This is a genomic window from Brachybacterium sp. B718/18, from assembly GCF_055454375.1.
Window position 1 is genome coordinate 670,580 of record NZ_JBVDDO010000001.1, and the last position, 23,718, is coordinate 694,297.

Below are 23,718 nucleotides of genomic sequence, written 5' to 3' on the forward strand. Positions count from 1 at the left end.
GCTCAGGAGCGCTGGACGGCGCGGAGCTCCTTCTTCAGCTCCTGCACCTCGTCGCGCAGACGCGCCGCGACCTCGAAGTTCAGCGACTCCGCCGCCTGGTGCATCTGCGCGGTCATCTCGTCGATCATGCCGGTGAGCGCGCCGACCGGATCGTCGCCGAGGTCGACCTTGCGGCCCTGCACGGAGTCGACGGCGTTGGCCCGGGCGCGATCCCGCGCCACCCGCTCCTTGCCGGAGCGGTAGTCGGTGGACATGAGCGTCTCGGTGTCGATGTCCTCGCGGGCGAGCATGTCGGTGACGTCCGCGATCCGCTTGCGCAGCGGGGTCGGATCGATGCCGTGCTCGGTGTTGTAGGCGATCTGCTTCTCGCGGCGGCGGTTCGTCTCGTCGATCGCCTGCTGCATCGAGTCGGTGATCCGGTCCGCGTACATGTGCACCTGGCCGGACACGTTGCGGGCCGCACGGCCGATGGTCTGGATCAGCGAGGTGCGCGAGCGGAGGAAGCCCTCCTTGTCCGCGTCGAGGATCGCGACGAGTGAGACCTCCGGCAGGTCCAGACCCTCGCGCAGCAGGTTGATGCCCACGAGCACGTCGAACTCGCCCTGGCGCAGGGAGCGCAGCAGCTCGATGCGGCGCAGCGTGTCCACGTCGGAATGCAGGTACTGGACCCGCACCCCGTTCTCGAGCAGGAAGTCGGTGAGGTCCTCCGCCATGCGCTTGGTCAGCGTGGTGACGAGCACCCGCTCGTCGCGCTGGACGCGCTTCTCGATCTCCTCGCGGAGGTCGTCGATCTGGCCCTTGACGGGCTTGACGATCACCTCGGGGTCCACCAGGCCCGTCGGCCGGATGATCTGCTCGACCACGCCGTTCGCGCGGTTCAGCTCGTACTCGGCCGGGGTCGCGGAGAGATAGACCGTCTGCCCGGTGCGCTCGGTGAACTCGCCGAACGTGAGGGGGCGGTTGTCGAGCGCCGAGGGGAGGCGGAAGCCGAAGTCGACGAGGGTCCGCTTGCGGGACCGGTCGCCCTCGTACATCGCGCCGATCTGCGGGACGGTCACGTGGGACTCGTCGATGACCAGCAGGAAGTCCTCGGGGAAGTAATCCATCAGGGTGTTGGGCGCGGTGCCGGGCGCGCGGCCGTCGAGGTGGCGGGAGTAGTTCTCGACGCCGTTGGTCGAGCCCATCTGCCGCAGCATCTCGAGGTCGTGGGTGGTGCGCATCCGCAGGCGCTGCGCCTCGAGGAGCTTGTTCTGGCCCTCGAGCTCCACGAGCCGCTCGGCGAGCTCCTCCTCGATCGTGCCGATCGCCCGCGCGAGCCGCTCGGGACCCGCGACGTAGTGCGAGGCGGGGAAGATGTGGATGTGCTCCTCCTGCCGGATCACCTCGCCGGTGAGCGGGTGCAGGGTGTAGAGCGCATCGACCTCGTCGCCGAAGAACTCGATGCGGATCGCGAGCTCCTCGTACATCGGGATGATCTCGACGGTGTCGCCGCGCACCCGGAACGTGCCCCGTTCGAAGGCGACGTCGTTGCGGTCGTACTGCATGTCCACGAAGTGGCGCAGGAGGTCGTCGCGGTCCAGCTGCTGGCCGCGGGACAGCTGCACCATGCGGTCCACGTACTCCTGCGGCGTGCCAAGGCCGTAGATGCAGGAGACGGACGAGACCACGACCACGTCACGGCGGGTCAGCAGCGAGTTGGTGGCGCTGTGCCGCAGCCGCTCCACCTCGGCGTTGATCGAGGAGTCCTTCTCGATGTAGGTGTCCGACTGCGGGACGTACGCCTCCGGCTGGTAGTAGTCGTAGTACGAGACGAAGTACTCGACCGCGTTGTGCGGCAGCAGCTCCCGGAACTCGCTCGCGAGCTGCGCGGCGAGGGTCTTGTTGTGCGCCATCACCAGCGTGGGACGTTGCACCTGCTCGATGAGCCAGGCCGTCGTCGCGGACTTGCCGGTGCCCGTCGCGCCGAGCAGCACGACATCCTGCTCGCCGTCGTTGATGCGCTTCGTGAGCTCCTTGATCGCCGTCGGCTGATCGCCCGAGGGCGAGTACTCGGAGACGACCTCGAAGGGATGTTCGGCGCGGACGAGATCGGTGACAGGACGCATGGGGTCGAGCCTACGACCCGGGGCCGACGGACGACATGGCGCGCGTCTCCTGTCCGCTCAGGGCCGACGGGCCGCGCTCAGCGGCGTCGGTCCAGGAGCGTGCGCACCGCCTCGAGCGCGAGGTCCGCACGGTCGGCGAGCTCCGTGCGGCCCGATGTGTTGAGGATCAGCCGGTCCGCGCGCCGGATCCGCTCGAGATCGGTGACCTGCGCGGCCATGATCGACTCGACGTAGGCGCGGTCCCTGCCGCGGTCGCGGATCACCCGCGCGATGCGGTCCTCGCGCCGGGCGAGCACCGCGACCACCGCGGCGTAGGTGCCCGCGGCGTCCTGCGCCTTCTCGAGCAGCAGCGGGCTGTCGTGCACGACGATCCGCTCCCCCGCCGTGGCGGCGTCGGCCTCCTCGCGGGCGACCGCCTCGTCGACGCGAGAGAGCACGATCCGCTCGAGGTCGGCGCGGGCCGCGCCATCGGCGAAGACGATCCGCGCCATCGCGGCGCGGTCGATCGTGCCTGCCGGGTTGCGCAGCTCCTCACCGAACCGCGCGATCGCCTCCTCGACGCCGTCCCCGGGCATGTCGAGCACCGCGCGGGAGTGCGCGTCGAGGTCGATCACGCGCAGCCCGGCGCCGCGCCAGAGCGCGGCGACCGTGGACTTGCCGGAGCCGATGCCGCCGGTGAGGCCGATGCGGACGCGGGGCGATGCGGGGTCCATGACCCGATCGTAGGGCTAGCGCGTCAGAGCCGTCACGAGCTGTTTCCCGGCTGGCGCCCCAGGTCGTACGGTGCTCGGGTGGATCCTCTGCAGCTGCTCGTGACCAACGACTTCCTCCGTGTGCTGGACCTCGTGGGCGTGTTCGTGATGGGCGTGGCGGCCGGAGCGATCGCCTCGCGGCTGAACTTCGACGCGGTCGGCTTCGCGGTCATCGGGATCGTCGCCGGCCTCGGCGGCGGGCTCGTGCGCGACCTGATCCTCGACTACGGCACCCCCGCCGCCTTCGACGGCCCCTGGTACCTCGCGTGCGCCCTCGCAGGCGCGATGTTCACCTTCCTCATCCACGCCGACGGCCCGTGGTGGCGCCGCCTGGTGACGGTGCTCGACATCGCGGCGATGGGGCTGTGGGCGGCGACCGGCACGGCGAAGTCCCTCGGCTACGGCCTCGACGTGCTGCCCGCGATCCTGCTCGGGGTCACGAGCGCCGTCGGCGGCGGCGTGATCCGCGACGTCCTCGTGGGGCGGATCCCCCAGATCTTCGGCGGCGGCCCCCTGTACGCGACCGGGGCGCTCGTCACCGCGGTGATGACCTGGCTGGTGCTGGCCCTCGGCCTCCCCTCCCCCACGGTGCTGATCGCCGTCGCCGCGGGCTCGCTGCTCGCCGGAGTCGCGGCCTGGCGCCGCTGGTCGCTGCCGGCCCATCAGGAATGGCAGGTGACCCTGTCCGCGACCCAGCTCAAGCGGCTCGTGCGCCGCACCCGCAAGGACGAGCGGGAGCGGGTGGCGCTCGAGACCGGCGCGATCCCGGTCGTCGACGTGGACCACGACGACCTCGCCGAGGACAGCGCGGCCGAGGACCGCGATGCGCACTACTTCGAGGAGCGGGTCTTCCCGGAGGCGGAGGCTCTACCCGGCACGATCGAGCACGAGCAGCGCCACGGCCGGGACCCCGGGACCGCCGCGGCGCGCTGACGCGCCGGGGCACGGCGCGGGGAGCCTGGCCGCCGCGCGGGGCGCCGCGGGATCGTCGCGGGGCGCCGCCGCGCGCGACGCCCTCAGGGACGCAGCAGCTCGAGCATCCGCGCGACGTCGACCGCGTCGAGCTGACCGGGCGCCGAGGCCTCCCCGACCGTCGCGAATGTCGCGGCGCTGCCGAACGTCTCCGCGGCGACGCGGCTCGCGGCGCCGAGCGTGCCCATGCTGATCGCGAGGTGCGGACCGCGGCGGTCCCCGGCCACGGCGAGGCTCGCCGCGAGGAGGGTCAGCACGTCCATCGGGCTCCGCGGGGTGACCGCGATCTTCGGCACGTCCGCGCCGAGCTCGCGCTGCCCGCGCAGGATCTCGACGATCCGCTCCCGGGTGGGCGTCGCCTCCATGTCGTGGAACGAGCCGACGACGGCGATGCCGTTGCGGCGCGCCGCCTCGATCACGCGGGCGACCATCGCGCCGTCCCGCGCGGTCTCGACGTCGACGAGGTCTACCGCGGACTGGGTCCCGGCGGGCCGGCCCGTGATCAGCGCGAGGAGGAGCTCCCCGAGGTCGTGATCGGCGATCGGGCGCGGTCCGCCCTCGGCGGCGGTGCGGAAGGTGACCAGGAGCGCCCGGTCCGGGCCGAGGGCGGCGCGCAGCGGGGCGAGGGCGGCGAGCACGGCGACGCGGTGCTCCGCCGGGTCCCCGAGGTCGGGGCGGAAGCGGTCGAGGCGCCACTCGACGATCCGGGCAGGGGCCCCGACCGCGGCGGCGGCCTGGCCGAGGAGCGCGTCGAGGTGGTCGCCGACGAGCGGCACGATCACCTCGGGGCGGCCCCGGCCCAGCTCGATCCCACGCACGGTGACGGTGCGCCGCCGCGGATCCGGGCCCCCCGCCGCGTCAGCCGGCGCGGCGGATCGGTCCGAGAACGGTACCTCGTCATGGGCGGTCACGCCGCTCAGTCCTCCGTCACCGCGGCGTAGGCCGCGAGCAGCAGCGCCGGGTCCGGGCCCTCGAGGCGTGAGACCTTCCCGATCCGGTCCAGCACGACGAAACGCAGCACTCCGGCGCGGGTCTTCTTGTCCCGCTTCATGGCGTCCTCGAGCTTCGGCCACTGCCGATCGCGGTAGGTGACGGGCAGGCCGAGGGAGGTGAGGATCGTGCGGTGGCGGTCGACCTCGGCCTCGGAGAGCTTGCCGGCGAGGTGGGAGAGCTCGGCCGCGAACATCATCCCGACGGAGACCGCCGCGCCGTGCCGCCACTGGTAACGCTCGTTGCGCTCGATCGCGTGCCCGAGGGTGTGGCCGTAGTTGAGGATCTCCCTCTCGCCCGCCTCCGTGAGGTCCGCGGAGACGACGCGCGCCTTGACCCGGATCGCCCGCTCGATCACCTCGCGGAAGGCGTCGCTGCCGGTGTCGCGCACCGCGTCGGGATCCTGCTCGACGAGCGAGAGGATCTCGGTGTCGGCGATGAATCCGGCCTTCACGGCCTCGGCGAGGCCCGCCGCGACGTCGTGCGCGCCGAGGCCGGCGAGCACGTCGAGATCGGCGACCACGGCGATCGGCGGGTGGAACGCCCCGACGAGATTCTTGCCCTCGGAGGTGTTGATGCCGGTCTTCCCGCCGACGGCCGCGTCGACCATGGCCGCGACCGTGGTCGGAACCTGCAGCACGTCGATGCCGCGCAGCCAGGACGCCGCGACGAAACCCGCGAGGTCCGTGGCGGCGCCGCCGCCGAGACCGATCACGAGGTCGCCGCGGCCGATCTCCGCCTGCCCGCACACGCCCCACAGGAATCCCGCGACCTGGGCCGTCTTGGCCTCCTCGCCGTCGGGGATCTCCGCGGCGAAGGCCTCGCGGCCGGTCGCGATGATCGCCTCGCGCAGCTCGTCGGCGACCTGGCGCAGGCTCGGCTGGTGGACGATCACCACGCGCCGGGCGCGCTCGGGTATCAGGGTCGGCACCTCGGCGAGCAGGCCGCGGCCGACGAGCACGTCGTAGCCGCCGGTGGGGGTGGTCACGGGGATGGTGGTGGTGCTCATGCGGTCTCCTCCTCGGCGCCGGCGGCCCGCAGCCCCAGCTCGTCCATGATCTGGCGCGCGACGCGCGCTGGGGGGCCGGATCCGGCGTCGATGCGCAGCGCGGCGAGGTCGCGGTAGACGGGTCCGCGCTCCTCGGCGAGCCGGCGCCAGCTCTCCATCGGGTCGTCCCCCGACAGCATCGGGCGTCCTGCGCCGCGCGCGATGCGGCGGGCGGCGATGGCCTCGTCGACCTCAAGCAGCACCACGCGGCGGCCGCGCAGCCTCTCCCCCGACTCGCTCCGCATCGGCGCCCCGCCGCCGAGGGCGAGCACCCCCGTCTCCTCCTCGAGGGCGCGGGCGAGGACCTCCGCCTCGAGCTCGCGGAAGCCCTCCTCCCCGTCGGCGGCGAAGATCTCCGGGATCGGCCGGCCCGCGGCCGTGACGATCAGCGCGTCGAGATCGCAGAAGGCGACGCCGAGCCGGGCGGCGAGGGCGCGGCCGACGCTGGTCTTGCCCGCCGCCATGGGTCCCATCAGGATGACTAGCGGCCCGCTCACGAGGCGGTGTCCGCTCCGCCCGGGAGACGGGACTGCAGCTCGACGGTGCGCTCGAGGTGGGCGCGGATCTCCTCGACGCTGTCCCCGCCGACCTTCTCCAGCAGGGCGTCCGCGAGGGTCAGCGCGACCACGGCCTCGGCGATCACAGCGGCGGGCGCGACGGCGCAGACGTCCGAGCGCTGATGATTCGCCGTGGCCTCGGCGCCCGTCGCCACGTCGACCGTGCGCAGGGCGCGGGGCACCGTCGAGATGGGCTTGAGCGCGCCGCGGACCCGGATCACCTGGCCGTTGCTCATCCCGCCCTCGAGTCCGCCGGCGCGGTTCGTCACGCGCGGGTACTGCCCGGACTCCGAGGCGATCAGGATCTCGTCGTGCGCGGCGGATCCGCGGCGTGCCGCGGTCGCGAAACCGTCCCCGATCTCCACGCCCTTCATCGCCTGGATCGACATGACCGCCTGGGCCAGGCGGCCGTCCAGCTTGCGGTCCCACTGGGTGTGGGAGCCCAGGCCGACGGGCACGCCGTAGGCGATGACCTCGACGACGCCGCCGAGGGTGTCGGCATCGGCCTTAGCCGCATCGACCTCGGCGACCATCGTCGCGGAGGTCTCCGGGTGGAAGCAGCGCAGCGGGTCCGCATCGAGCGCGGCGGCGTCCTCGGGGGTGGGCAGCGGGGCGTCCCCGGGGACGCGCACGGAGCCGACGGAAAGGGTGTGCGAGACCAGGCGGATGCCGGCGGCCTGCTCGAGGAGCGCCGCGGCGACCCGGCCCGCGACCACCCGGGCGGCGGTCTCGCGGGCGCTCGCGCGCTCGAGCACCGGACGCGCGTCGTCGAAGCCGTACTTCAGCATGCCGGAGAGGTCCGCATGACCGGGGCGGGGCCGGGTCAGGGGCCGGTTGCGGGCGATCTCGCGCTCGTCCCCAGTACCGGCGTCGACGAGGAGATCGTCCCGCTCGACGGGGTCGGCGCTCATGACCTTCTCCCACTTCGGCCACTCCGAGTTCGCGATCTCGATCGCGAGCGGAGATCCGAGGGTGCGCCCGTGCCGCAGGCCACCGTGGATGCTCACCACGTCCTGCTCGAACTTCTGGCGGCTGCCGCGACCGTGGCCGAGACGGCGCCGGGCGAGCACCTCGCGCAGATCGTCACTGGTCAGCTCGATCCCGGCGGGGACGCCATCGAGCAGGGAGATGAGGGAGGGGCCGTGGGATTCCCCGGCCGTGAGCCAGCGCAACATGGCCACGATTCTCTCACGGGCCGTCCGACCGGGACGCGGACGTCCAGGTGAGGACGACCCGCCGGCCGACGCCACGCCGCGTCAGGAAGCGTCAGTCCTCGTCCAGCTCCACTGACTCCGGCGGGGTCAGCCGCTCGACCAGCGGCACCACGTCCGAGATGCCGCCCAGCACGGCGGTGGGCCGGTACGGGTACTGGGTGATCTCGTCCTCGCGGGTGGAGCCGGTCAGGACCAGCACCGACCGCATGCCGGCCTCGAGCCCGGACTTCACGTCGGTGTCCATGCGGTCCCCGATCATCACGGAGGTCTCCGAATGGGCGCCGATGCGGTTCAGCGCCGTGCGCATCATGAGCGGGTTCGGCTTGCCCACGTAGTACGGCTGGGTGCCCGTCGCCGCGGTGATCATCGCGGCGACCGCACCGGTCGCCGGGAGCGGTCCCTCGGAGCTGGGACCGGTGACATCGGGGTTTGTCGCGATGAACTTCGCCCCGCCGCGCACGAGACGGATCGCCCGGGTGATCGCCTCGAAGGAGTAGGTGCGGGTCTCCCCCAGCACCACGAACTCGACATCGGTGTCCGCGAGGATGAAGCCCTCCTCGTGCATGGCGCTGGTGAGCCCTGCCTCGCCGATCACGTAGGCGGACGAGCCGGGCGCCTGCTCGGCGAGGAAGCGGGCGGTGGCGAGGGCGCTGGTCCAGATCGCCTCCTCGGGCAGCTCGATCCCGGAACGCGCCAGCCGGGCCCTCAGGTCCCGCGGCGTGAAGATCGAGTTGTTGGTGAGCACGAGGAAGGGGCGTCCGAACTGCTGCAGCGCAGCGATGAAGTCGGCGGCGCCGGGCAGGGCGGACTCCTCGTGCACGAGCACGCCGTCCATGTCGGTCAGCCAAGTGTGGATCGGGTGGTCCTCGAGAGCGGTGAACATGCTCCCAGTGTGCCCCGGGCGGGGCGGCGCACCCAACCCGTCCCGTTCCCGGACAGCCGGAAGGCCCGGCCCCCTGCGGGGACCGGGCCTTCCGAGCCGGGTGATCAGCGGGTGATCAGTTGCCGGTGAGCTTGGCGCGCAGGGCGGCCAGGGCCTCGTCGGAGGCCAGGGTGCCCTCGTCGGAAGAGCTCGACTGGTACGAGGTCTGCGAGGACGGAGCCGACTCCGGGGTGCTGGAGGTGCTCGCGGCGGCCGGGGCGTTCGCGGACTCCTCGTCGGCCTTGATGGCCTCGGCGACCTGGGTCTTGTGGGCGGTCCAGCGCTCGTAGGCGGCCGCGTACTGGGCCTCCCACTCCTCGCGCTGGGTGTCGTAGCCCTCGAGCCACTCGTTGGTCTCCGGGTCGAAGCCCTCGGGGAACTTGTACTCGCCGTTGGCGTCGTACTCGGCCGCCATGCCGTAGAGCGCGGGGTCGAAGGTCGAGTCGTCGCCCTCCGGGTCCACGCCCTCGTTGGCCTGCTTGAGGGACAGCGAGATACGGCGACGCTCGAGGTCGATGTCGATGACCTTGACGAAGACGTCCTGGTCGACCGTGACGACCTGCTCGGGCAGGTCGACGTGGCGCTGGGCCAGCTCGGAGATGTGGACGAGGCCCTCGATGCCGTCCTCGACACGCACGAAGGCGCCGAAGGGGACCAGCTTGGTGACCTTGCCGGGCACGACCTCGCCGATGGCGTGGGTGCGGGCGAACAGCTGCCACGGGTCCTCCTGGGTCGCCTTCAGCGACAGGGAGACGCGCTCGCGGTCCATGTCGACGTCCAGGACCTCGACCTTGACGTGCTGACCGACCTCGACGACCTCGGACGGGTGGTCGATGTGCTTCCAGGACAGCTCGGAGACGTGCACCAGGCCGTCGACGCCGCCGAGATCGACGAAAGCGCCGAAGTTGACGATGGAGGACACGTTGCCCTCGCGGACCTGGCCCTTCTGCAGGGTCTGCAGGAAGTCCGAGCGGACCGCGGACTGGGTCTCCTCGAGGTAGGCGCGGCGCGACAGGACCACGTTGTTGCGGTTCTTGTCGAGCTCGATGATCTTCGCCTCGATCTCCTGGCCGACGTACGGCTGCAGGTCGCGGACGCGGCGCATCTCCACGAGGGAGGCCGGGAGGAAGCCGCGCAGGCCGATGTCGACGATGAGGCCGCCCTTGACGACCTCGATGACGCGACCGGTGACGACGCCCTCGTCTTCCTTGATCTGCTCGATCGTGCCCCAGGCGCGCTCGTACTGGGCGCGCTTCTTGGACAGGATCAGGCGACCCTCCTTGTCCTCCTTCTGGAGGACGAGGGCCTCGATCTCGTCGCCGACCTCGACGACCTCACCGGGGTCGACGTCGTGCTTGATGGACAGCTCGCGCGAGGGGATGACGCCCTCGGTCTTGTAGCCGATGTCCAGGAGGACCTCGTCGTGATCGACCTTCACCACGGTGCCCTCGACGATGTCGCCATCGTTGAAGTACTTGATGGTGGCATCGATGGCGGCCATGAGTTCGTCGGCGCCGCCGATGTCGTTGATGGCGATCTGGGGGGTCGTGGTGTCGGTCATGTAGGTAGGAACTCCGTCGGGACAGGAATCGAGTAGGTACGGTGGACGTGCAACCTCGCCGGAGATCGCCGACAGATCGCGGCGCGCGCCCGGGCGGGGCATCCGCACGCGTCGACGACCACCGAACTGCTCAAGACGGCCGCCTGCGCACAGACCTTCAGAAGCCTATCAGCCGGGGCGCGCCGATGCGAGGGTCCGCGGGGCTCGGGGCTCCGCTGCGGGATGTGACCTCGCTCCCCCGGGGCGCGGCGGCGCGGCTCAGTGGGCGGCCGCTAGCCAGGAGGGGCCGACGCCGATCCCGACCTCGAGCGGGACCGACAGCTCGTAGGCCTCGCCCATGCCGCGGGCCACCAGCGCCCGCAGCTCCTGCTCCTCGCCGGCGGCGACCTCGAGCACGAGCTCGTCGTGGACCTGGAGCAGCACGCGGGAGCTGAGCGCGGAGTCCGCGAGGAGCTCGTCGACGCGCAGCATGGCGAGCTTGATGATGTCCGCAGCGCTGCCCTGGATCGGGGAGTTCAGCGCGACCCGCTCGGCGTTCTCGCGGCGCTGGCGGTTGTCCGAGGTGAGGTCGGGCAGGTAGCGGCGTCGCCCCAGGATGGTCTCGGTGTACCCGGTCTCGCGGGCCCTCTCGACGCTCGCCCGCAGGTAGTCGCGCACCCCGCCGAAGCGCTCGAAGTAGCCGTCCCGCAGCGCCGTCGCCTCGCCCTGGGAGATGCGCAACTGCCGAGCCAGGCCGAAGGCGCTGAGCCCGTAGGCGAGGCCGTAGCTGACGGCCTTCGTCTTCGAGCGCATCTCGGCGTCGACGTCCTCGGGGGCGACGTCGAAGACCCGCGAGGCGACGAAGCGGTGGAGATCCTCCCCCGAGTTGAAGGCCTCGATGAGGCCCGCGTCCTCGGAGAGGTGCGCCATGATGCGCATCTCGATCTGCGAGTAGTCCGCCGTCATCAGGTCCGCGTAGCCCTCGCCCGGGACGAAGATCTCGCGGATGCGCTGCCCCTCGTGGGTGCGCACCGGGATGTTCTGCAGGTTCGGATCGGTCGAGGCCAGGCGACCGGTGGCGGCGGCGGTCTGCAGGAAGGTCGTGTGCACGCGGGAGCCGTGGTCCACGGCCGCGTCGAGGCCCACCAGGTAGCCGGTCAGCTTGCTCATCTCGCGGAAGCGCAGCAGCCAGGAGAGGAAGTCGTAGCCGGAGGAGCCCGGCTCGACCTTGTCCTGGAGATCCGCGAGGGATTCGGCGTCCGTCGAGAAGCCCGAGGCGATCTTCCGGGTGCGGGGCATGGCGAGGGTGTCGAAGAGGACCGTCTGCAGCTGCTTCGGCGAGGCGAGGTTGACCTCCTCGCCGACGATCGCGCCGGCCTCCCGCTTGGCCTGAGCGACGAAGCCCTCGAACTCGGACTGCAGGGCAGCGAGGCGCTCGAGATCCAGGGCGATGCCCCGCTCGTGCATGCTCACCAGACTGCGCTGGAGCGGCAGCTCGAGCTCGTGCAGGATCTTCGCGGCCCAGGGCTGCGCCGTCAGCTGGTCGGCGAGGCGCTCGGCGACGGTGAGCAGCGCCGCGGCGGAGCGGGCGAGGCGCTCGGCAGCGCGCACCACGTGCTCCTCCCGGGCCTCGGCGGACTCCTTGGCGAGGGTGGCCTGTGCGGGCTTGCGCGGCCGCGGCTCGAAGGTCACGCCGGCGTGCTCGGCGGCGAGGGTCTCCGCGTCGTAGGTGCGGGCCCCGGGGCGCAGGACGAAGGCCTCGAGGGCGAGGTCGTGCCTCCCCTCCCCCAGCCGGTGCCCGTGCTCGCCGAGGAAGGCGAGAGCCGCCTGGGCCCCGGCGACCTCGATCCGCGGGGTGTCCTCGAGCAGCCGGACGAGGACAGCGGTGGCCTCCTCGTCCAGGGCGGACAGGCGCAGCCCGACCGCGCGCTCGGGGGTGGCCAGACCCAGCAACGGGCCGCCGCGCACATCGTCGGCCAGGTCGAGCGCGAGCAGCGCCGGCGACTGTCCGAGGGCGTCCGTGAGCTCCGCCGCGGTGCTCACGACGGACACCTCGAGGTCCGCCTCCGCCTCCTGCTCGCCGTAGCCGTCCGCATCGAGGAAGACGTCGGGGACGTCGGCGCGGATCGTGGGACCGAAGGCGAGCTCGTCGAACACCTTCTGCAGGGCGGCGCCGTCGCCGCGCCCCAGGGTGTAGTGCTCGGGGTCGGCGGGGAGGTCGAGATCGAGCACGGCGGCGTTCATACGCCGGTTGCGCTCGACGTCCTCCCGATGGGCGCGCAGGTTCTCCCCGGCCTTGCCCGTGATCTCGTCGGCATGGGCGAGCACACCGGGGAGATCGCCGTGGGCGAGGATCCACTTCGCGGCGGTCTTGGGGCCGACGCCGGGCACGCCCGGCAGGTTGTCCGCGGCCTCGCCCACGAGCGCGGCGAGGTCGGGATAGCGCTCCGGCGGGATGCCGTACTTCTCTTCGACGGCGGCGGGGGTCATCCGGCGCATCTCGGTGACGCCCTTGACCGGCTGCAGGAGCGTCACCCGCTCCCCCACCAGCTGGATCGAGTCCCGGTCGCTCGTGACGATGAGCGCCTCGTGGCCGTCCGCGGCGGCCCTCGTGGCGAGGGTCGCGATGATGTCGTCGGCCTCGTAGTCCTCGTAGGTCAGCCAGCGCACCCCGAGCGCGTCGAGGACCTGCTGGATGAGCCCGATCTGACCGTGGAACTCGGGCGGGGTCACCTCCCGACCGCCCTTGTACTGGTCGTAGATGCGGTCGCGGAAGGTCCCGCCGGGCAGGTCGAAGGCGACCGCCACGTGCGTGGGCCGCTCCGCGGCGACGACGTTGATGATCATCCGGGTGAAGCCGTAGACGGCGTTGGTGGCCTGACCGCGCCCGTCGCTGAAGCCGTCGGCCGGCAGGGCGAAGAAGGCGCGGAACGCCATCGCATGCCCGTCGATGAGGAGGATCCGCTGGTCGCTGGGGGCGCTCGCACTCATGGGGAGCAGTCTCGCACGGGACGATCCCCCGCGCCGCTCCCCGGGGCGAGGGTCCCCGGGAGGGTGTCCCGAGGATGTGGCAGGCTCGCCCCATGCACCAGCACCCCGATACCTCCGGCAGCCCCGGTACTCCCGGCACTGATCGGTTGCGCGGCGAGGAGCTCGCCGCCCTCGTCGGCCCGATCACTCGCGGCACCCTGCTCGAGCGCTGCCAGATGGAGCTGGTGGAGCTCTCCTCCGCGGGCGGGATCATGACCATGCCGGTCGCGGGGAACATCCAGCCCGCGGGCCTGCTCCACGGCGGGGCCACGATCGCGCTGGCCGAGTCGATCGCCTCCTTCGCGGCGATCCTGCGGGCGCGCGAGGTCCACGGCGAGGGCGCCCAGGCCGTGGGCACCTCGGTCTCCGCGGTGCATCACCGCAGCGCTCGCGAGGGGCTGGTCACCGCGACCGCGTCCCTGCGCCACGGGGGCCGCCAGGTCGCGACCTACCTCGTCGACGTGCACGACGAGGCGGGGACGTTGCTGAGCACCGTGACCGTCTCGACCATGCTGCTGCCGCCCCGCTGAGGGTCCGGTGAAGGGCCCGCGAGTCGCTCAGCCCTCCAGCTCGTAGCCGTCCGCCCCGTCGAACTCCAGCTCGTTGGCGTCGTTCCAGGCGTAGTGGCGGAAGTCGCCGACCCGCGGATCGCGGTCCGAACCCAGCTCGAGGGGACCCGACCGGCCCACATAGGTGATCGACTCCTTGGCCCCCGCCGCCAGGGCATCGCGCAGTACCGTGCGGCACTCCCCGTAGTCGTTGCACTCCCCCGAGCCGGTGAGCACCCGCGGGATCGAGGCGGCGATCGCCGTGCCCTCGACGGAGAGCGCGTCTTGGGCGGCCAGCGCCGCGATCACGAACCCGTCATAGGCCTGCTGGGAGTAGGCGTACCCGGTGTCGTAGAGCCCCGGATCGACGTTGAGCATCATGTTGACGTGGCGGACGCTGTACTCGCCCCCCGGTTCGAGGCCCTTCGCCCGGGAGAGGCACTCGGCCGCCAAGTCCGCCTCGGCGTAGTCGACGCTCGCGGCCGGGGAGAGCTGGGCCGCGATCTCGACGGTGGGCCGCTGTCCGCCGTCGAGGGTCGCCGTGTGCAGCGCGGAGAGGAACGGCCCCGTCTCCGGGCCGCCGTTGACGATGAGCAGGGCCGGCGGGGTCTCCAGCACGGAGGCGACCAGCGCGTTCAGGTCGCCCAGATCGCCCGCGGCGTGGAAGTGCTCGAGGACCACCTTGCCGCCCGTCGGCCCGAGCACCTGGGTGAGCTCGAACAGGAGGCTGCGCCCCTGCGCCGAGTCCTCGGAGACGTAGGCGACGGTTCCGGGGGCTCCGGCCCGGTCGCCGGAGACGGCCCAGGACTGCTCGGCGTAGTAGGCCGCGAGGGCCTTGTCGTTCGGGCACAACCGGGCGAGCATGCCGGAGGTCTCGACCTCCGGGGCGCGGACGCTCATCCCCGAGCTGAACACGTCGATCACGGCGATGCCCGCGGCGACGAAGGCGGGGATCGCGGCGACCAGCGTCTCCTCATCCACCGAGGTGATACAGGCCGTCACCCCGGCCTCGGCGAGTCCCTCGATGACCTCGCTGAGATCCGCGCCGGGCTCCGTGACGACATGCCGGTCCACGAGGCCGACGTCCTGGCCGAAGAGGCCCTTCCACTCGGCGTTGACATCGATCCACGCCTCATGGATCGCGAGGGAGATCGCGTTCTCGAAGGGCGCCGAGCGGCCGAAGCTCGCCCCGATCGACCCGAGGGTCAGCGCGGTGCCCGGCTCCGCGAGCGCGTCGCCCGTCGGCGCCGTCGTGGTGGGCCGACGCCCGCGGCCGCGGCGGATGCCCCCGGTGCCGCAGGCGCTCAGCAGTCCCGCACCGAGGATCCCCGCCCCCAGGCCCTGCACCATCGTGCGCCGCGACATGCCCATGTCGAGATCTCCCCCGTCCGTCGTCTCGCCCGTTCGACGCCCCCGTCGCCGGACGGTCAGTCCTTGCCGCCGCCCAACTGGTCCACGACCGCGTCCGCGACCTCGCGCATGGTGAGGCGACGGTCCATCGAGGTCTTCTGGATCCAGCGGAAGGCCTCCGGCTCGCTGAGGCCCATGTTGGTCTGCAGCAGGCCCTTGGCACGATCGACGCGCTTGCGGGTCTCGAAGCGCTCCCCGAGGTCGGCGATCTCCGCCTCGAGCTGGGTGATCTGCTGGTAGCGGGAGATCGCGATCTCGATCGCGGGCAGCAGGTCCGCCGGGGTGAAGGGCTTGACGACGTACGCCATGGCGCCGGCGTCGCGGGCGCGCTCGACGAGCTCGGCCTGCGAGAAGGCGGTGAGCATGACGACCGGGGCGAGATTGTCCTGGCCGATCTGCTCGGCCGCGGAGACACCGTCGGTCTTCGGCATCTTGACGTCCATGACGACCACGTCGGGGCGCAGCTCGCGCGCCTTCTCGACGGCGCTCTCGCCGTCGCCCACAGCGGCGACGACCTCGTAGCCGGCCTCGGTGAGGGTCTCGACGATGTCCATGCGGATGAGGCTCTCGTCCTCGGCCACCACCGCGGTACGGCGGACACCGCCGGTCTCCTGGACCTCGAGGTCCTGGTCGTCGGTGGGAAGGGAAGGATTCTGCTCAGTCATGTCGCCCTGTTGTCTCGTCGGTGTCCTCGGCGGGGACGGGGTCCGTCGCACCGCCGGGACCAGTGGTCATCAGCGGTATCCTAGTCCAGGCCTCCCTCCCGGGGGTGCGAGCCGGATTGGCGAAATGGCAGACGCGGCGCACTCAAAATGCGCTGTCCTCACGGGCGTGCGGGTTCGAGTCCCGCATCCGGCACCTCAGCGCGACAGATCACGACAGGCCACAACGGACACGGCGCGATGCTCTGCGACTCGATGCGGGCCGACTCGGTCCCGTCGAGGTCGCCGATGCGGTGCACCCGCAGCGTGTTGGTCGAGCCGTGGACCCCAGGGGGCGAACCGGCCGCGACGATGACGAGGTCGTTCTTCTGCAGCCCCTTGTGCTCGCGCAGCAGCTCGTCGACCACGGTGACCATGGCGTCGGAGTCCTTCTGCATCGGCACCAGGTGCGCCTCGATGCCCCAGGTCAGCGACAGCTGCCGAGCGACCTCGGGGTACGGGGTCAGCGCCAGCAGGGGAATGGTCGGGCGCAGGCGGGAGAGGCGGCGCGCGGTGTCGCCGGACTCGGTGAAGGTGACCAGGTACTGCGCGGAGAGCTGATCGCCGATCTCGGCGGCCGCGCGGGTGATGGCACCGCCGCGGGTGTGCGGGATGGTGCCCAGCGGGAGGATGCGGTCGGCGCCGTTCTCCTCGGTGTTGGTGACGATGCGGGCCATGGTGCGGACCGCCTCGAAGGGGTACTTGCCCACGCTGGTCTCGCCCGAGAGCATGACCGCGTCGGCGCCGTCGAGGATGGCGTTGGCGCAGTCGGACGCCTCCGCGCGGGTGGGGCGCGGGCTCTCGATCATCGACTCGAGCACCTGGGTGGCGACGATGACGGGCTTCGCGTTGCGGCGCGCGAGCTCGATGGCGCGCTTCTGCACCAGCGGCACCTGCTCGAGCGGCAGCTCGACGCCGAGGTCGCCGCGGGCGACCATGATGCCGTCGAAGGCGCCGACGATAGAGCGCAGCGCGCGCACGGCCTGCGGCTTCTCGATCTTCGCGATGACCGGGACGCGGCGCCCCTCCTCCTGCATGATCCGCAGCACGTCGTCCATGTCGTGGGCGTCGCGCACGAAGGACAGCGCGATCAGGTCCGCGCCGAGCTTGAGGCCCCAGCGGAGGTCGTCGATGTCCTTCTCGCTCATGGCGGGGACGGACACGGCGACGCCGGGCAGGTTGATGCCCTTGTTGTTGGAGACCGGCCCGGGGACCTCGACCACGGTGGTGACATCGGTGTCGGTGACATCCGTGACGCGCACCGAGACCTTGCCGTCGTCGATCAGGAGCACGTCGCCGGGGCGGCAGTCGCCCGGCAGGCCCTTGAAGGTGGTGGACACGCGCTCGCGGGTGCCGACGACGTCTTCGGTGGTGATCACGAAGGTGTCGCCGACCTCGAGCTGGTGCGGTCCGTCGGAGAACGTGCCCAGACGGATCTTGGGGCCCTGGAGGTCGACCAGGATGGCGACGTTGCGACCGAGGTCGTCGGCCGCGCGACGGATGTTCGCGTAGACCTGCTCGTGGTCGGCGTGGGAGCCGTGGCTCAGGTTCATCCGAGCCACGTTCATGCCTGCATCGATCAGGGTCCGGATCTGCTCATAGGTGTTGGTCGCCGGACCGAGTGTGCAGACGATCTTCGCTTTACGCATGTCAACCCATCTGTAGTTCGAGTAAGGGCCGCAGCGCCTTCTCGGGCGAGCACAGGACGTGCCCCGCCGGAGGCGCCGCAGCATCGCGTGATCTGGGCACAGTCTTTCACACTGTGACGGGCTTCTCTCCCGGGTCCACGGGCGCGGGCAGAGAGGTCGAGCCCATCAGGTGGCGGTCGACGGCCGCGGCGGCGGAGCGCCCCTCGGCGATCGCCCAGACGATAAGGCTCTGGCCTCGGGCGCAGTCGCCCGCGGTGAAGACGCCGGGCACCGAGGTCTGCCAGTCCTGGTCGTGCACTATGTTGCCGCGTGAGGTGATCTCCACACCCAGATCGGCCAGCAGGCCCTCTTCCCGGGTGCCCGTGAACCCCATCGCGACGAGCACGAGGGTGGCGGGCAGCACGGTCTCCGTGCCGGGAGTCGGCACGCGGGAGCCGTCGAGGTACTGGGTGCGGGCGACCTTGAGTCCGGTGACCGCTCCGCTCTCGTCGACCTCGAAGCCGGTGGTCGAGGCGAGGTAGGAACGGTCGCCGCCCTCCTCGTGCGCCGTGGAGACCTCGAAGAGCACCGGGTGAACCGGCCAGGGCTGCTTCTCGTCGCGCTCGACCGGCGGCTGGGTACCGATCGCCAGAGTGGTCACGGAGCGGGCGCCCTGGCGCAGCGCGGTCCCGAGGCAGTCGGCTCCGGTGTCGCCGCCGCCGATGATCACCACGTCCTTGCCCTCGGCGGAGATCGCGTCCTCGACCCAGTCGCCCTCGACCAGGCGGTTGGCCTGGGTGAGGTACTCCATGGCGGGATGGATGCCGGTCGCCTCGCGGCCCGGGACCGCGAGGTCGCGCGGGGTCGAGGCGCCGGTCGCGAGGACCACCGCGTCGAAGCGGCTGCGGAGTTCGGCGACGCTCAGCGCGCTCTCGCCGGTCCCGCCGACGTCGACGCCGGTGCGGAAGCGGGTGCCCTCCTCGCGCATCTGCTGCAGGCGGCGGTCCACGTGGCGCTTCTCGAGCTTGAACTCGGGGATGCCGTAGCGGAGCAGACCGCCGAGGCGATCGTCGCGCTCGAGCACGACCACCGAGTGGCCGGCACGGGTGAGCTGCTGCGCGGCGGCGAGGCCGGCGGGCCCGGACCCGACGACGGCCACGGTGCGTCCCGTGTGCCGGGTCGGCTCCACGGGCTTGACCCACCCCTCCTCGAAGGCGCGGTCGATGATCGAGACCTCGACGTTCTTGATGGTCACCGGCGGCTGGTTGATCCCCAGCACGCAGCTCGACTCGCACGGGGCGGGGCAGGCGCGGCCGGTGAACTCCGGGAAGTTGTTGGTCGCGTGGAGGCGCTCCGAGGCCTGCTGCCAGTCGTCGCGGTAGACGAGGTCGTTCCACTCGGGGATGAGGTTCCCGAGCGGGCAGCCCTGGTGGCAGAACGGGATGCCGCAGTTCATGCAGCGTCCGGCCTGCCGGGAGACGACGCTGAGGGCGTCGGGGCCGCCCTTCTCGCGGGCCTCGTAGACCTCGCGCCAGTCCATCAGGCGCAGCGGCACCGGCCGACGGGCGGGGAGCTCGCGCTCGCGGTACCGCAGGAATCCGCGGGGATCAGCCATGGGTGGCCTCCATGATCTCGTTCCAGACGTCGTGGGAGTCGGGGTCCACGCCCTGCGCGACGGCCTCCTCGCGGATGCCGGTGATCCGCAGGAACGCGCGGGGGGCGACCTCGGTGAGGCGGTCGAAGAGCTCCGCCGGGTCGGCGAGCAGGGCGGCGGCCCGGTCGGACCCCGTCCGCTCGGCGTGGTCGGAGAGGGCCTCGAGCACGAACTCGCGGTGCTCCTCGCGGACCGGGGTGATCTCGAAGCCGGCAGCGTCCTTGGGGTTCAGGTCCGCGGGGTCGAGATCGAGGACGAACAGGGTGCCGCCGCTCATGCCGGCGCCCAGGTTGCGGCCGGTGGGGCCGAGGATCAGCACGGCTCCGCCGGTCATGTACTCGGCGCCGTGGTCGCCGATGCCCTCGACGACCAGGGTCGCGCCGGAGTTGCGCACGCCGAAGCGCTCGCCCGCGGAGCCCGCGAGCAGCAGCCGGCCGCTCGTGGCCCCGTAGGCGCAGGTGTTCCCGGCGATCGTCGAGGAGGTCAGGGACGGTGCCGTGCCGGCGCCGTGGCCGATCGCGATCACTCCGCCCGAGAGGCCCTTGCCGACGTAGTCGTTGGCATCGCCGGTGAGGTGGAGGGTCACGCCGCGCGGGAGGAAGGCGCCGAAGGACTGGCCGCCGGTGCCGGTCAGCTCGACGAGGATCGAGTCCTCGGCGAGGCCCGCGCCGTCGGTGCGCCGGGTCACCTCGTGGCCGAGCAGGGTGCCGGTCGAGCGCTGCACGTTGCGGACCTCGCCCTGCAGGCGGACGCTCGGCTCGACGCCGTCGAGCACGGGGGCCGCGGCGGCGATCCACGGATGGTCCGCCGCCTTCTCCAGCTGGTGGTCCTGCCCGCGGCGGCGCTGCGGGTGGTCGCCGGGGAAGACCGACGGCGGCTCGAGAATGGCCGAGAGGTCGAGCCCCTCGCGCTTCGCGGTGCCGAGGGCGCCGAGCGCCGGGGCGTCGTCCCGCAGGCCGAGGAGGTCGGTGCGGCCGATGGCCTCGTCGAGGCTGCGCAGTCCGAGGGCGGCGAGGTGCTCGCGCACCTGCTCGGCCACGAACTGGAAGAAGGTCACCACGTGCTCGGCCTTGCCGGCGTACCGGGCCCGCAGCTCGGGGTTCTGGGTCGCGACGCCGACGGGGCAGGTGTCGAGATGGCAGACCCGCATCATGACGCAGCCGGTGACGACCAGGGGCGCCGAGGCGAAGCCGTACTCCTCCGCGCCGAGCAGCGCGGCGATCACGACGTCGCGACCGGTCTTCATCTGCCCGTCGACCTGGACGGTGATGCGGTCCCGCAGACCGTTCAGCAGCAGGGTCTGCTGGGTCTCGGCGAGGCCGAGCTCCCAGGGGGTGCCGGCGTGCTTGAGGGAGTTCAGCGGGCTCGCGCCGGTGCCGCCGTCATGGCCCGAGATGAGCACGACGTCGGCGTGGGACTTCGAGACGCCCGCCGCGACGGTGCCCACGCCGAAGCGCGAGACCAGCTTCACGTGGACGCGGGCCGCGGGGTTCGCGGACTTCGCGTCATGGATCAGCTGGGCGAGATCCTCGATCGAGTAGATGTCGTGGTGCGGCGGCGGGGAGATCAGGCCGATGCCGGGGGTCGAGTGCCGAGTGCGGGCGATCCACGGGTACACCTTCTCGGGCGGCAGCTGACCGCCCTCGCCGGGCTTGGCGCCCTGGGCGATCTTGATCTGGATGTCCTTCGCGAAGGTCAGGTACTCGCTCGTGACGCCGAAGCGGCCCGAGGCGATCTGCTTGATCGCGCTGCTGCGCTCGGGGTCGCGCAGCCGCTCCGGATCCTCGCCGCCCTCGCCACTGTTGGACATGCCGCCGAGACGGTTCATCGCGATCGCGAGGGTCTCGTGCGCCTCCTGCGAGATCGAGCCGTAGCTCATCGCGCCGGTCATGAAGCGGCGCGTGATCGACTCGACCGGCTCCACCTCGTCCAGCGGGATGGGCGTGCGGTCCTCGGTGCGCAGGCGCATCAGGCCGCGCACGGTCATGAGGTGCTCGTGCTGCTCGTCCACCGCATCGGTGTAGCGACGGAACTCGTCGTACTGACGGTTCCGCGTGGAGTGCTGCAGGCGGAACACCGTCTCGGGCGTGAACAGGTGCGGCTCGCCCTCGCGGCGCCACTGGTACTCGCCGCCCACGGGCAGCTGCCGGTGCGGCAGCTGGACGCCGTCGACGGGATGGGCGAGCGCGTGGCGGGCCGCGTTCTCCTGGGCGATGACGTCGAGATCGATGCCGCCGATACGGCTGACCGTCCCCGGGAACCAGGTGTCGACCAGGTGCTGCGAGAGGCCGACGGCCTCGAACACCTGCGCCCCGCGGTAGGACGCGACGGTCGCGATGCCCATCTTCGACATGATCTTCAGGACGCCCTTGCCGAGGGCGGTGAGCAGGTTGCGCACCGCCTCGGCCGGGGTGAGGTCGGAGACCACGCCGCGGCGGACGAGGTCCTCGACGCTCTCGATCGCGAGATAGGGGTTGACGGCGCTCGCGCCGTAGCCGATCAGCAGCGCGGCATGGTGCACCTCGCGCACGTCCCCGGCCTCGACCACGAGCGCGGCCGCCGTGCGGCGGCCCGTCCGCACCAGGTGGTGCTGGACGGCGCTGGTCAGCAGCAGCGACGGGATGGGGGCGAGCACCTGGTTGGCGTCGCGGTCGGAGAGGACCAGGAAGGTCGCGCCGTCGTCGATCGCGGCGACCGCCTCCGCGCAGATCTCCTCAAGCCGCGCCTCGAGGGCGGCGGTCCCGCCGGCCACGGGGTACAGGCCGCGCAGGCGCACCGCGTGGAAGTCCGCGGTCTCTGGGTTCGCGTCGACCGCGAGGATCTTCGCGAGCTCGTCGTCGTCCAGCATCGGGAAGCCGAGCACCAGCTGGCGCGCGTGCTCCGGGGTCGCGTCCAGCAGGTTGCGGGAGCGACCGATGGTCACGCCCAGCGAGGTGACGATCTCCTCGCGGAGGGAGTCCAGCGGCGGATTGGTGACCTGCGCGAACATCTGCGTGAAGTAGTCGAACAGGAGCCGGGGGCGGTCCGACAGGGCGGCGATCGGGGTGTCGGTGCCCATGGCGCCGAGGGGCTCGGCGCCCTTGGCCGCCATCGGGGCGAGCAGCACCCGCAGCTCCTCCTCGGTGTAGCCGAACACCTGCTGGCGCCGCACCACGGAGGCGGGCGAGTAGGTCACGTGCTCGCGCTCGGGGAGATCGGCGAGCTTCACGGTCTGCTGCTTGACCCAGCTGGCGTAGGGGCGCTCGGTCGCGACCTGGTGCTTGAGCTCGTCGCTCGGGACGATGCGGCCCTCGGCGAGGTCGAGCAGGAAGATCTCGCCCGGGGAGACGCGGCCGGTGCGGGCGATCGCGCTGTGCGGCACGTCGACGAGGCCGGTCTCGGAGCCGAGGATCACGAGGTCGTCCTCGGTGATCCAGTAGCGCAGCGGGCGCAGGCCGTTGCGGTCCAGGCGCGCTCCCACCTGGGTGCCGTCGGTGAAGACGACCGAGGCGGGCCCGTCCCAGGGCTCCTGCAGCGCGGAGTGGAAGCGGTAGAAGGCGCGGAGGTCCTCGTCCATGGAGTCGTCGGACTCCCAGGGCTCGGGGATCAGCATCATCAGCGCGTGCGGGAGGGAGCGGCCCGAGAGGTGCAGCAGCTCGAGCACCTCGTCGAGGCTCGCGGAGTCCGAGGCGCCGGGGGTGTTCACCGGGAAGAGCCGCGAGAGGTCCTCGCCGAAGACGTCGGTGCGCATGCTGCCCTCGGCGGCCCGCACCCGGTTGCGGTTGCCGATCACGGTGTTGATCTCGCCGTTGTGGGCCAGGGTGCGGAAGGGGTGCGCGAGCGGCCACGCCGGGAAGGTGTTCGTGGAGAAGCGCGAGTGGACGATCGCGAGCTCGGAGGCGAAGCGCGGATCGCGCAGGTCCGGGTAGAACTCGTCGAGCTGTCCGGGGGTGAGCATGCCCTTGTAGACCATCACCCGGGTGGACAGCGAGGGGAAGTAGGCGCCGGTCGCGTGCTCGACCCGGCGTCGCACCGCGAAGGCGGCCCGCTCGAGGTCGAGGCCCGTGCGGCCGGTCGCCTCGTCGGCGAGGAAGACCTGCTCCATGACCGGGCGCACGGCCTCCGCGGAGGGGCCGACGAGCCCGTCGGTGGTGGGCAGCGGACGCCGCCCGAGGACCGTGAGGCCCTCCTCGCGGGCGATCTCCTCCAGGGCTGCGAGCGCCTGCTCGCGCTCGGCCTCCTCCCGCGGGAGGAAGGCGGTGCCCGCGGCGTAGGCCCCGCGCGCGGGCAGCTCGACCCCGGCGACCTCGCGGAGGAAGGCGTCGGGCAGCTGGACCATGATGCCGGTCCCGTCGCCCGTGGACTCCTCGGCGCCGACCGCGCCGCGGTGCTCGAGGTTGCGCAGGGCGGTGAGGGCGTGCTCGACGATGTCGTGGCCGGGCTCGCCGCGCAGGGTCGCGATGAGCGCGACGCCGCACGAGTCCACCTCGCTGTCGGGGCGGTACAGGGCCTGCGGGCCGGGGAGGGAGGAGAAGCGGGAGCTGAGGGGGATCATGCGGAGGGCCCTTCCAGGAACGACGGCCGGGCGGCCATCGATGGTCGACGGGATCCCGGATTCCCTCCCTCGGTGCCGTGCGCCGCTCGATGGCGGTCACGGGTCCCCTGGGG

Annotated in this window: 16 protein-coding genes and 1 tRNA gene; 3 read left to right on the top strand and 14 right to left on the bottom strand. The window is 72.0% G+C overall.

Features of this window, described 5'->3' with window-relative positions; genetic code table 11:
- Positions 1–2: 2 nt before the first annotated feature.
- The gene (gene uvrB, locus ACZCAH_RS03250; protein WP_464339693.1) at positions 3–2,105 is read right to left on the bottom strand and encodes an excinuclease ABC subunit UvrB; all 2,103 of its coding nucleotides are present in this window, start codon (positions 2,103–2,105) and stop codon (positions 3–5) included.
- A 77-nt stretch (positions 2,106–2,182) separates the two neighbouring features.
- The gene (gene coaE, locus ACZCAH_RS03255) at positions 2,183–2,818 is read right to left on the bottom strand and encodes a dephospho-CoA kinase (RefSeq protein WP_464339694.1); all 636 of its coding nucleotides are present in this window, start codon (positions 2,816–2,818) and stop codon (positions 2,183–2,185) included.
- Positions 2,819–2,896: 78 nt separating this feature from the next.
- On the opposite strand from coaE, the gene ACZCAH_RS03260 reads away from it, so the two are divergent.
- The gene (locus ACZCAH_RS03260; RefSeq protein ID WP_329746784.1) at positions 2,897–3,790 is read left to right on the top strand and encodes a trimeric intracellular cation channel family protein; all 894 of its coding nucleotides are present in this window, start codon (positions 2,897–2,899) and stop codon (positions 3,788–3,790) included.
- 83 nt (positions 3,791–3,873) lie between these two features.
- Here the strand turns inward: ACZCAH_RS03260 and aroD are convergent, their stop codons facing one another.
- The 7 genes from aroD to polA form a co-directional block, all read right to left on the bottom strand.
- Entirely contained in the window at positions 3,874–4,740 is an 867-nt protein-coding gene (aroD, locus tag ACZCAH_RS03265; protein ID WP_464339695.1) for a type I 3-dehydroquinate dehydratase, read from the bottom strand.
- Positions 4,741–4,745: 5 nt separating this feature from the next.
- Positions 4,746–5,828, bottom strand: a complete 1,083-nt coding sequence (gene aroB / locus ACZCAH_RS03270) for a 3-dehydroquinate synthase (protein WP_464339696.1) — start codon at positions 5,826–5,828, stop codon at positions 4,746–4,748.
- Positions 5,825–6,364, bottom strand: a complete 540-nt coding sequence (locus ACZCAH_RS03275) for a shikimate kinase (protein WP_464339697.1) — start codon at positions 6,362–6,364, stop codon at positions 5,825–5,827. The genes aroB and ACZCAH_RS03275 overlap by 4 nt, the downstream gene beginning before the upstream one ends.
- Positions 6,361–7,599 (bottom strand): chorismate synthase, encoded by a 1,239-nt coding sequence (gene aroC / locus ACZCAH_RS03280; RefSeq protein WP_464339698.1) that lies wholly within the window; start codon positions 7,597–7,599, stop codon positions 6,361–6,363. The genes ACZCAH_RS03275 and aroC overlap by 4 nt, the downstream gene beginning before the upstream one ends.
- Before the next feature lie 91 nt (positions 7,600–7,690).
- Entirely contained in the window at positions 7,691–8,521 is an 831-nt protein-coding gene (locus tag ACZCAH_RS03285) for an HAD-IIA family hydrolase (RefSeq protein ID WP_464339699.1), read from the bottom strand.
- Between the two features lie 115 nt (positions 8,522–8,636).
- Entirely contained in the window at positions 8,637–10,121 is a 1,485-nt protein-coding gene (rpsA, locus tag ACZCAH_RS03290) for a 30S ribosomal protein S1 (RefSeq protein ID WP_329746790.1), read from the bottom strand.
- A 258-nt stretch (positions 10,122–10,379) separates the two neighbouring features.
- The gene (polA, locus tag ACZCAH_RS03295) at positions 10,380–13,091 is read right to left on the bottom strand and encodes a DNA polymerase I (protein WP_464339700.1); all 2,712 of its coding nucleotides are present in this window, start codon (positions 13,089–13,091) and stop codon (positions 10,380–10,382) included.
- 92 nt (positions 13,092–13,183) lie between these two features.
- On the opposite strand from polA, the gene ACZCAH_RS03300 reads away from it, so the two are divergent.
- Positions 13,184–13,660 (top strand): PaaI family thioesterase, encoded by a 477-nt coding sequence (locus ACZCAH_RS03300; protein ID WP_464339701.1) that lies wholly within the window; start codon positions 13,184–13,186, stop codon positions 13,658–13,660.
- A 27-nt stretch (positions 13,661–13,687) separates the two neighbouring features.
- Here the strand turns inward: ACZCAH_RS03300 and ACZCAH_RS03305 are convergent, their stop codons facing one another.
- Positions 13,688–15,049 (bottom strand): ABC transporter substrate-binding protein, encoded by a 1,362-nt coding sequence (locus ACZCAH_RS03305; RefSeq protein ID WP_464339702.1) that lies wholly within the window; start codon positions 15,047–15,049, stop codon positions 13,688–13,690.
- 56 nt (positions 15,050–15,105) lie between these two features.
- Positions 15,106–15,753, bottom strand: coding sequence for an ANTAR domain-containing response regulator (locus tag ACZCAH_RS03310; RefSeq protein WP_329746794.1), 648 nt, complete (start codon positions 15,751–15,753; stop codon positions 15,106–15,108).
- Positions 15,754–15,863: 110 nt separating this feature from the next.
- Between ACZCAH_RS03310 and ACZCAH_RS03315 the strand changes: the two genes are divergently transcribed.
- Positions 15,864–15,946: transfer RNA gene (locus ACZCAH_RS03315), tRNA-Leu, on the top strand.
- On the opposite strand, the gene pyk is transcribed toward ACZCAH_RS03315, so the two are convergent.
- The 3 genes from pyk to gltB form a co-directional block, all read right to left on the bottom strand.
- Positions 15,912–17,438: a pyruvate kinase gene (gene pyk / locus ACZCAH_RS03320; protein ID WP_464339703.1), complete on the bottom strand. Its 1,527-nt coding sequence runs from the start codon at positions 17,436–17,438 to the stop codon at positions 15,912–15,914. The genes ACZCAH_RS03315 and pyk overlap by 35 nt on opposite strands.
- A 106-nt stretch (positions 17,439–17,544) precedes the next feature.
- Positions 17,545–19,032, bottom strand: coding sequence for a glutamate synthase subunit beta (locus ACZCAH_RS03325; RefSeq protein WP_464339704.1), 1,488 nt, complete (start codon positions 19,030–19,032; stop codon positions 17,545–17,547).
- Entirely contained in the window at positions 19,025–23,605 is a 4,581-nt protein-coding gene (gltB, locus tag ACZCAH_RS03330) for a glutamate synthase large subunit (RefSeq protein WP_464339705.1), read from the bottom strand. The genes ACZCAH_RS03325 and gltB overlap by 8 nt, the downstream gene beginning before the upstream one ends.
- Between the last annotated feature and the right edge of the window lie 113 nt (positions 23,606–23,718).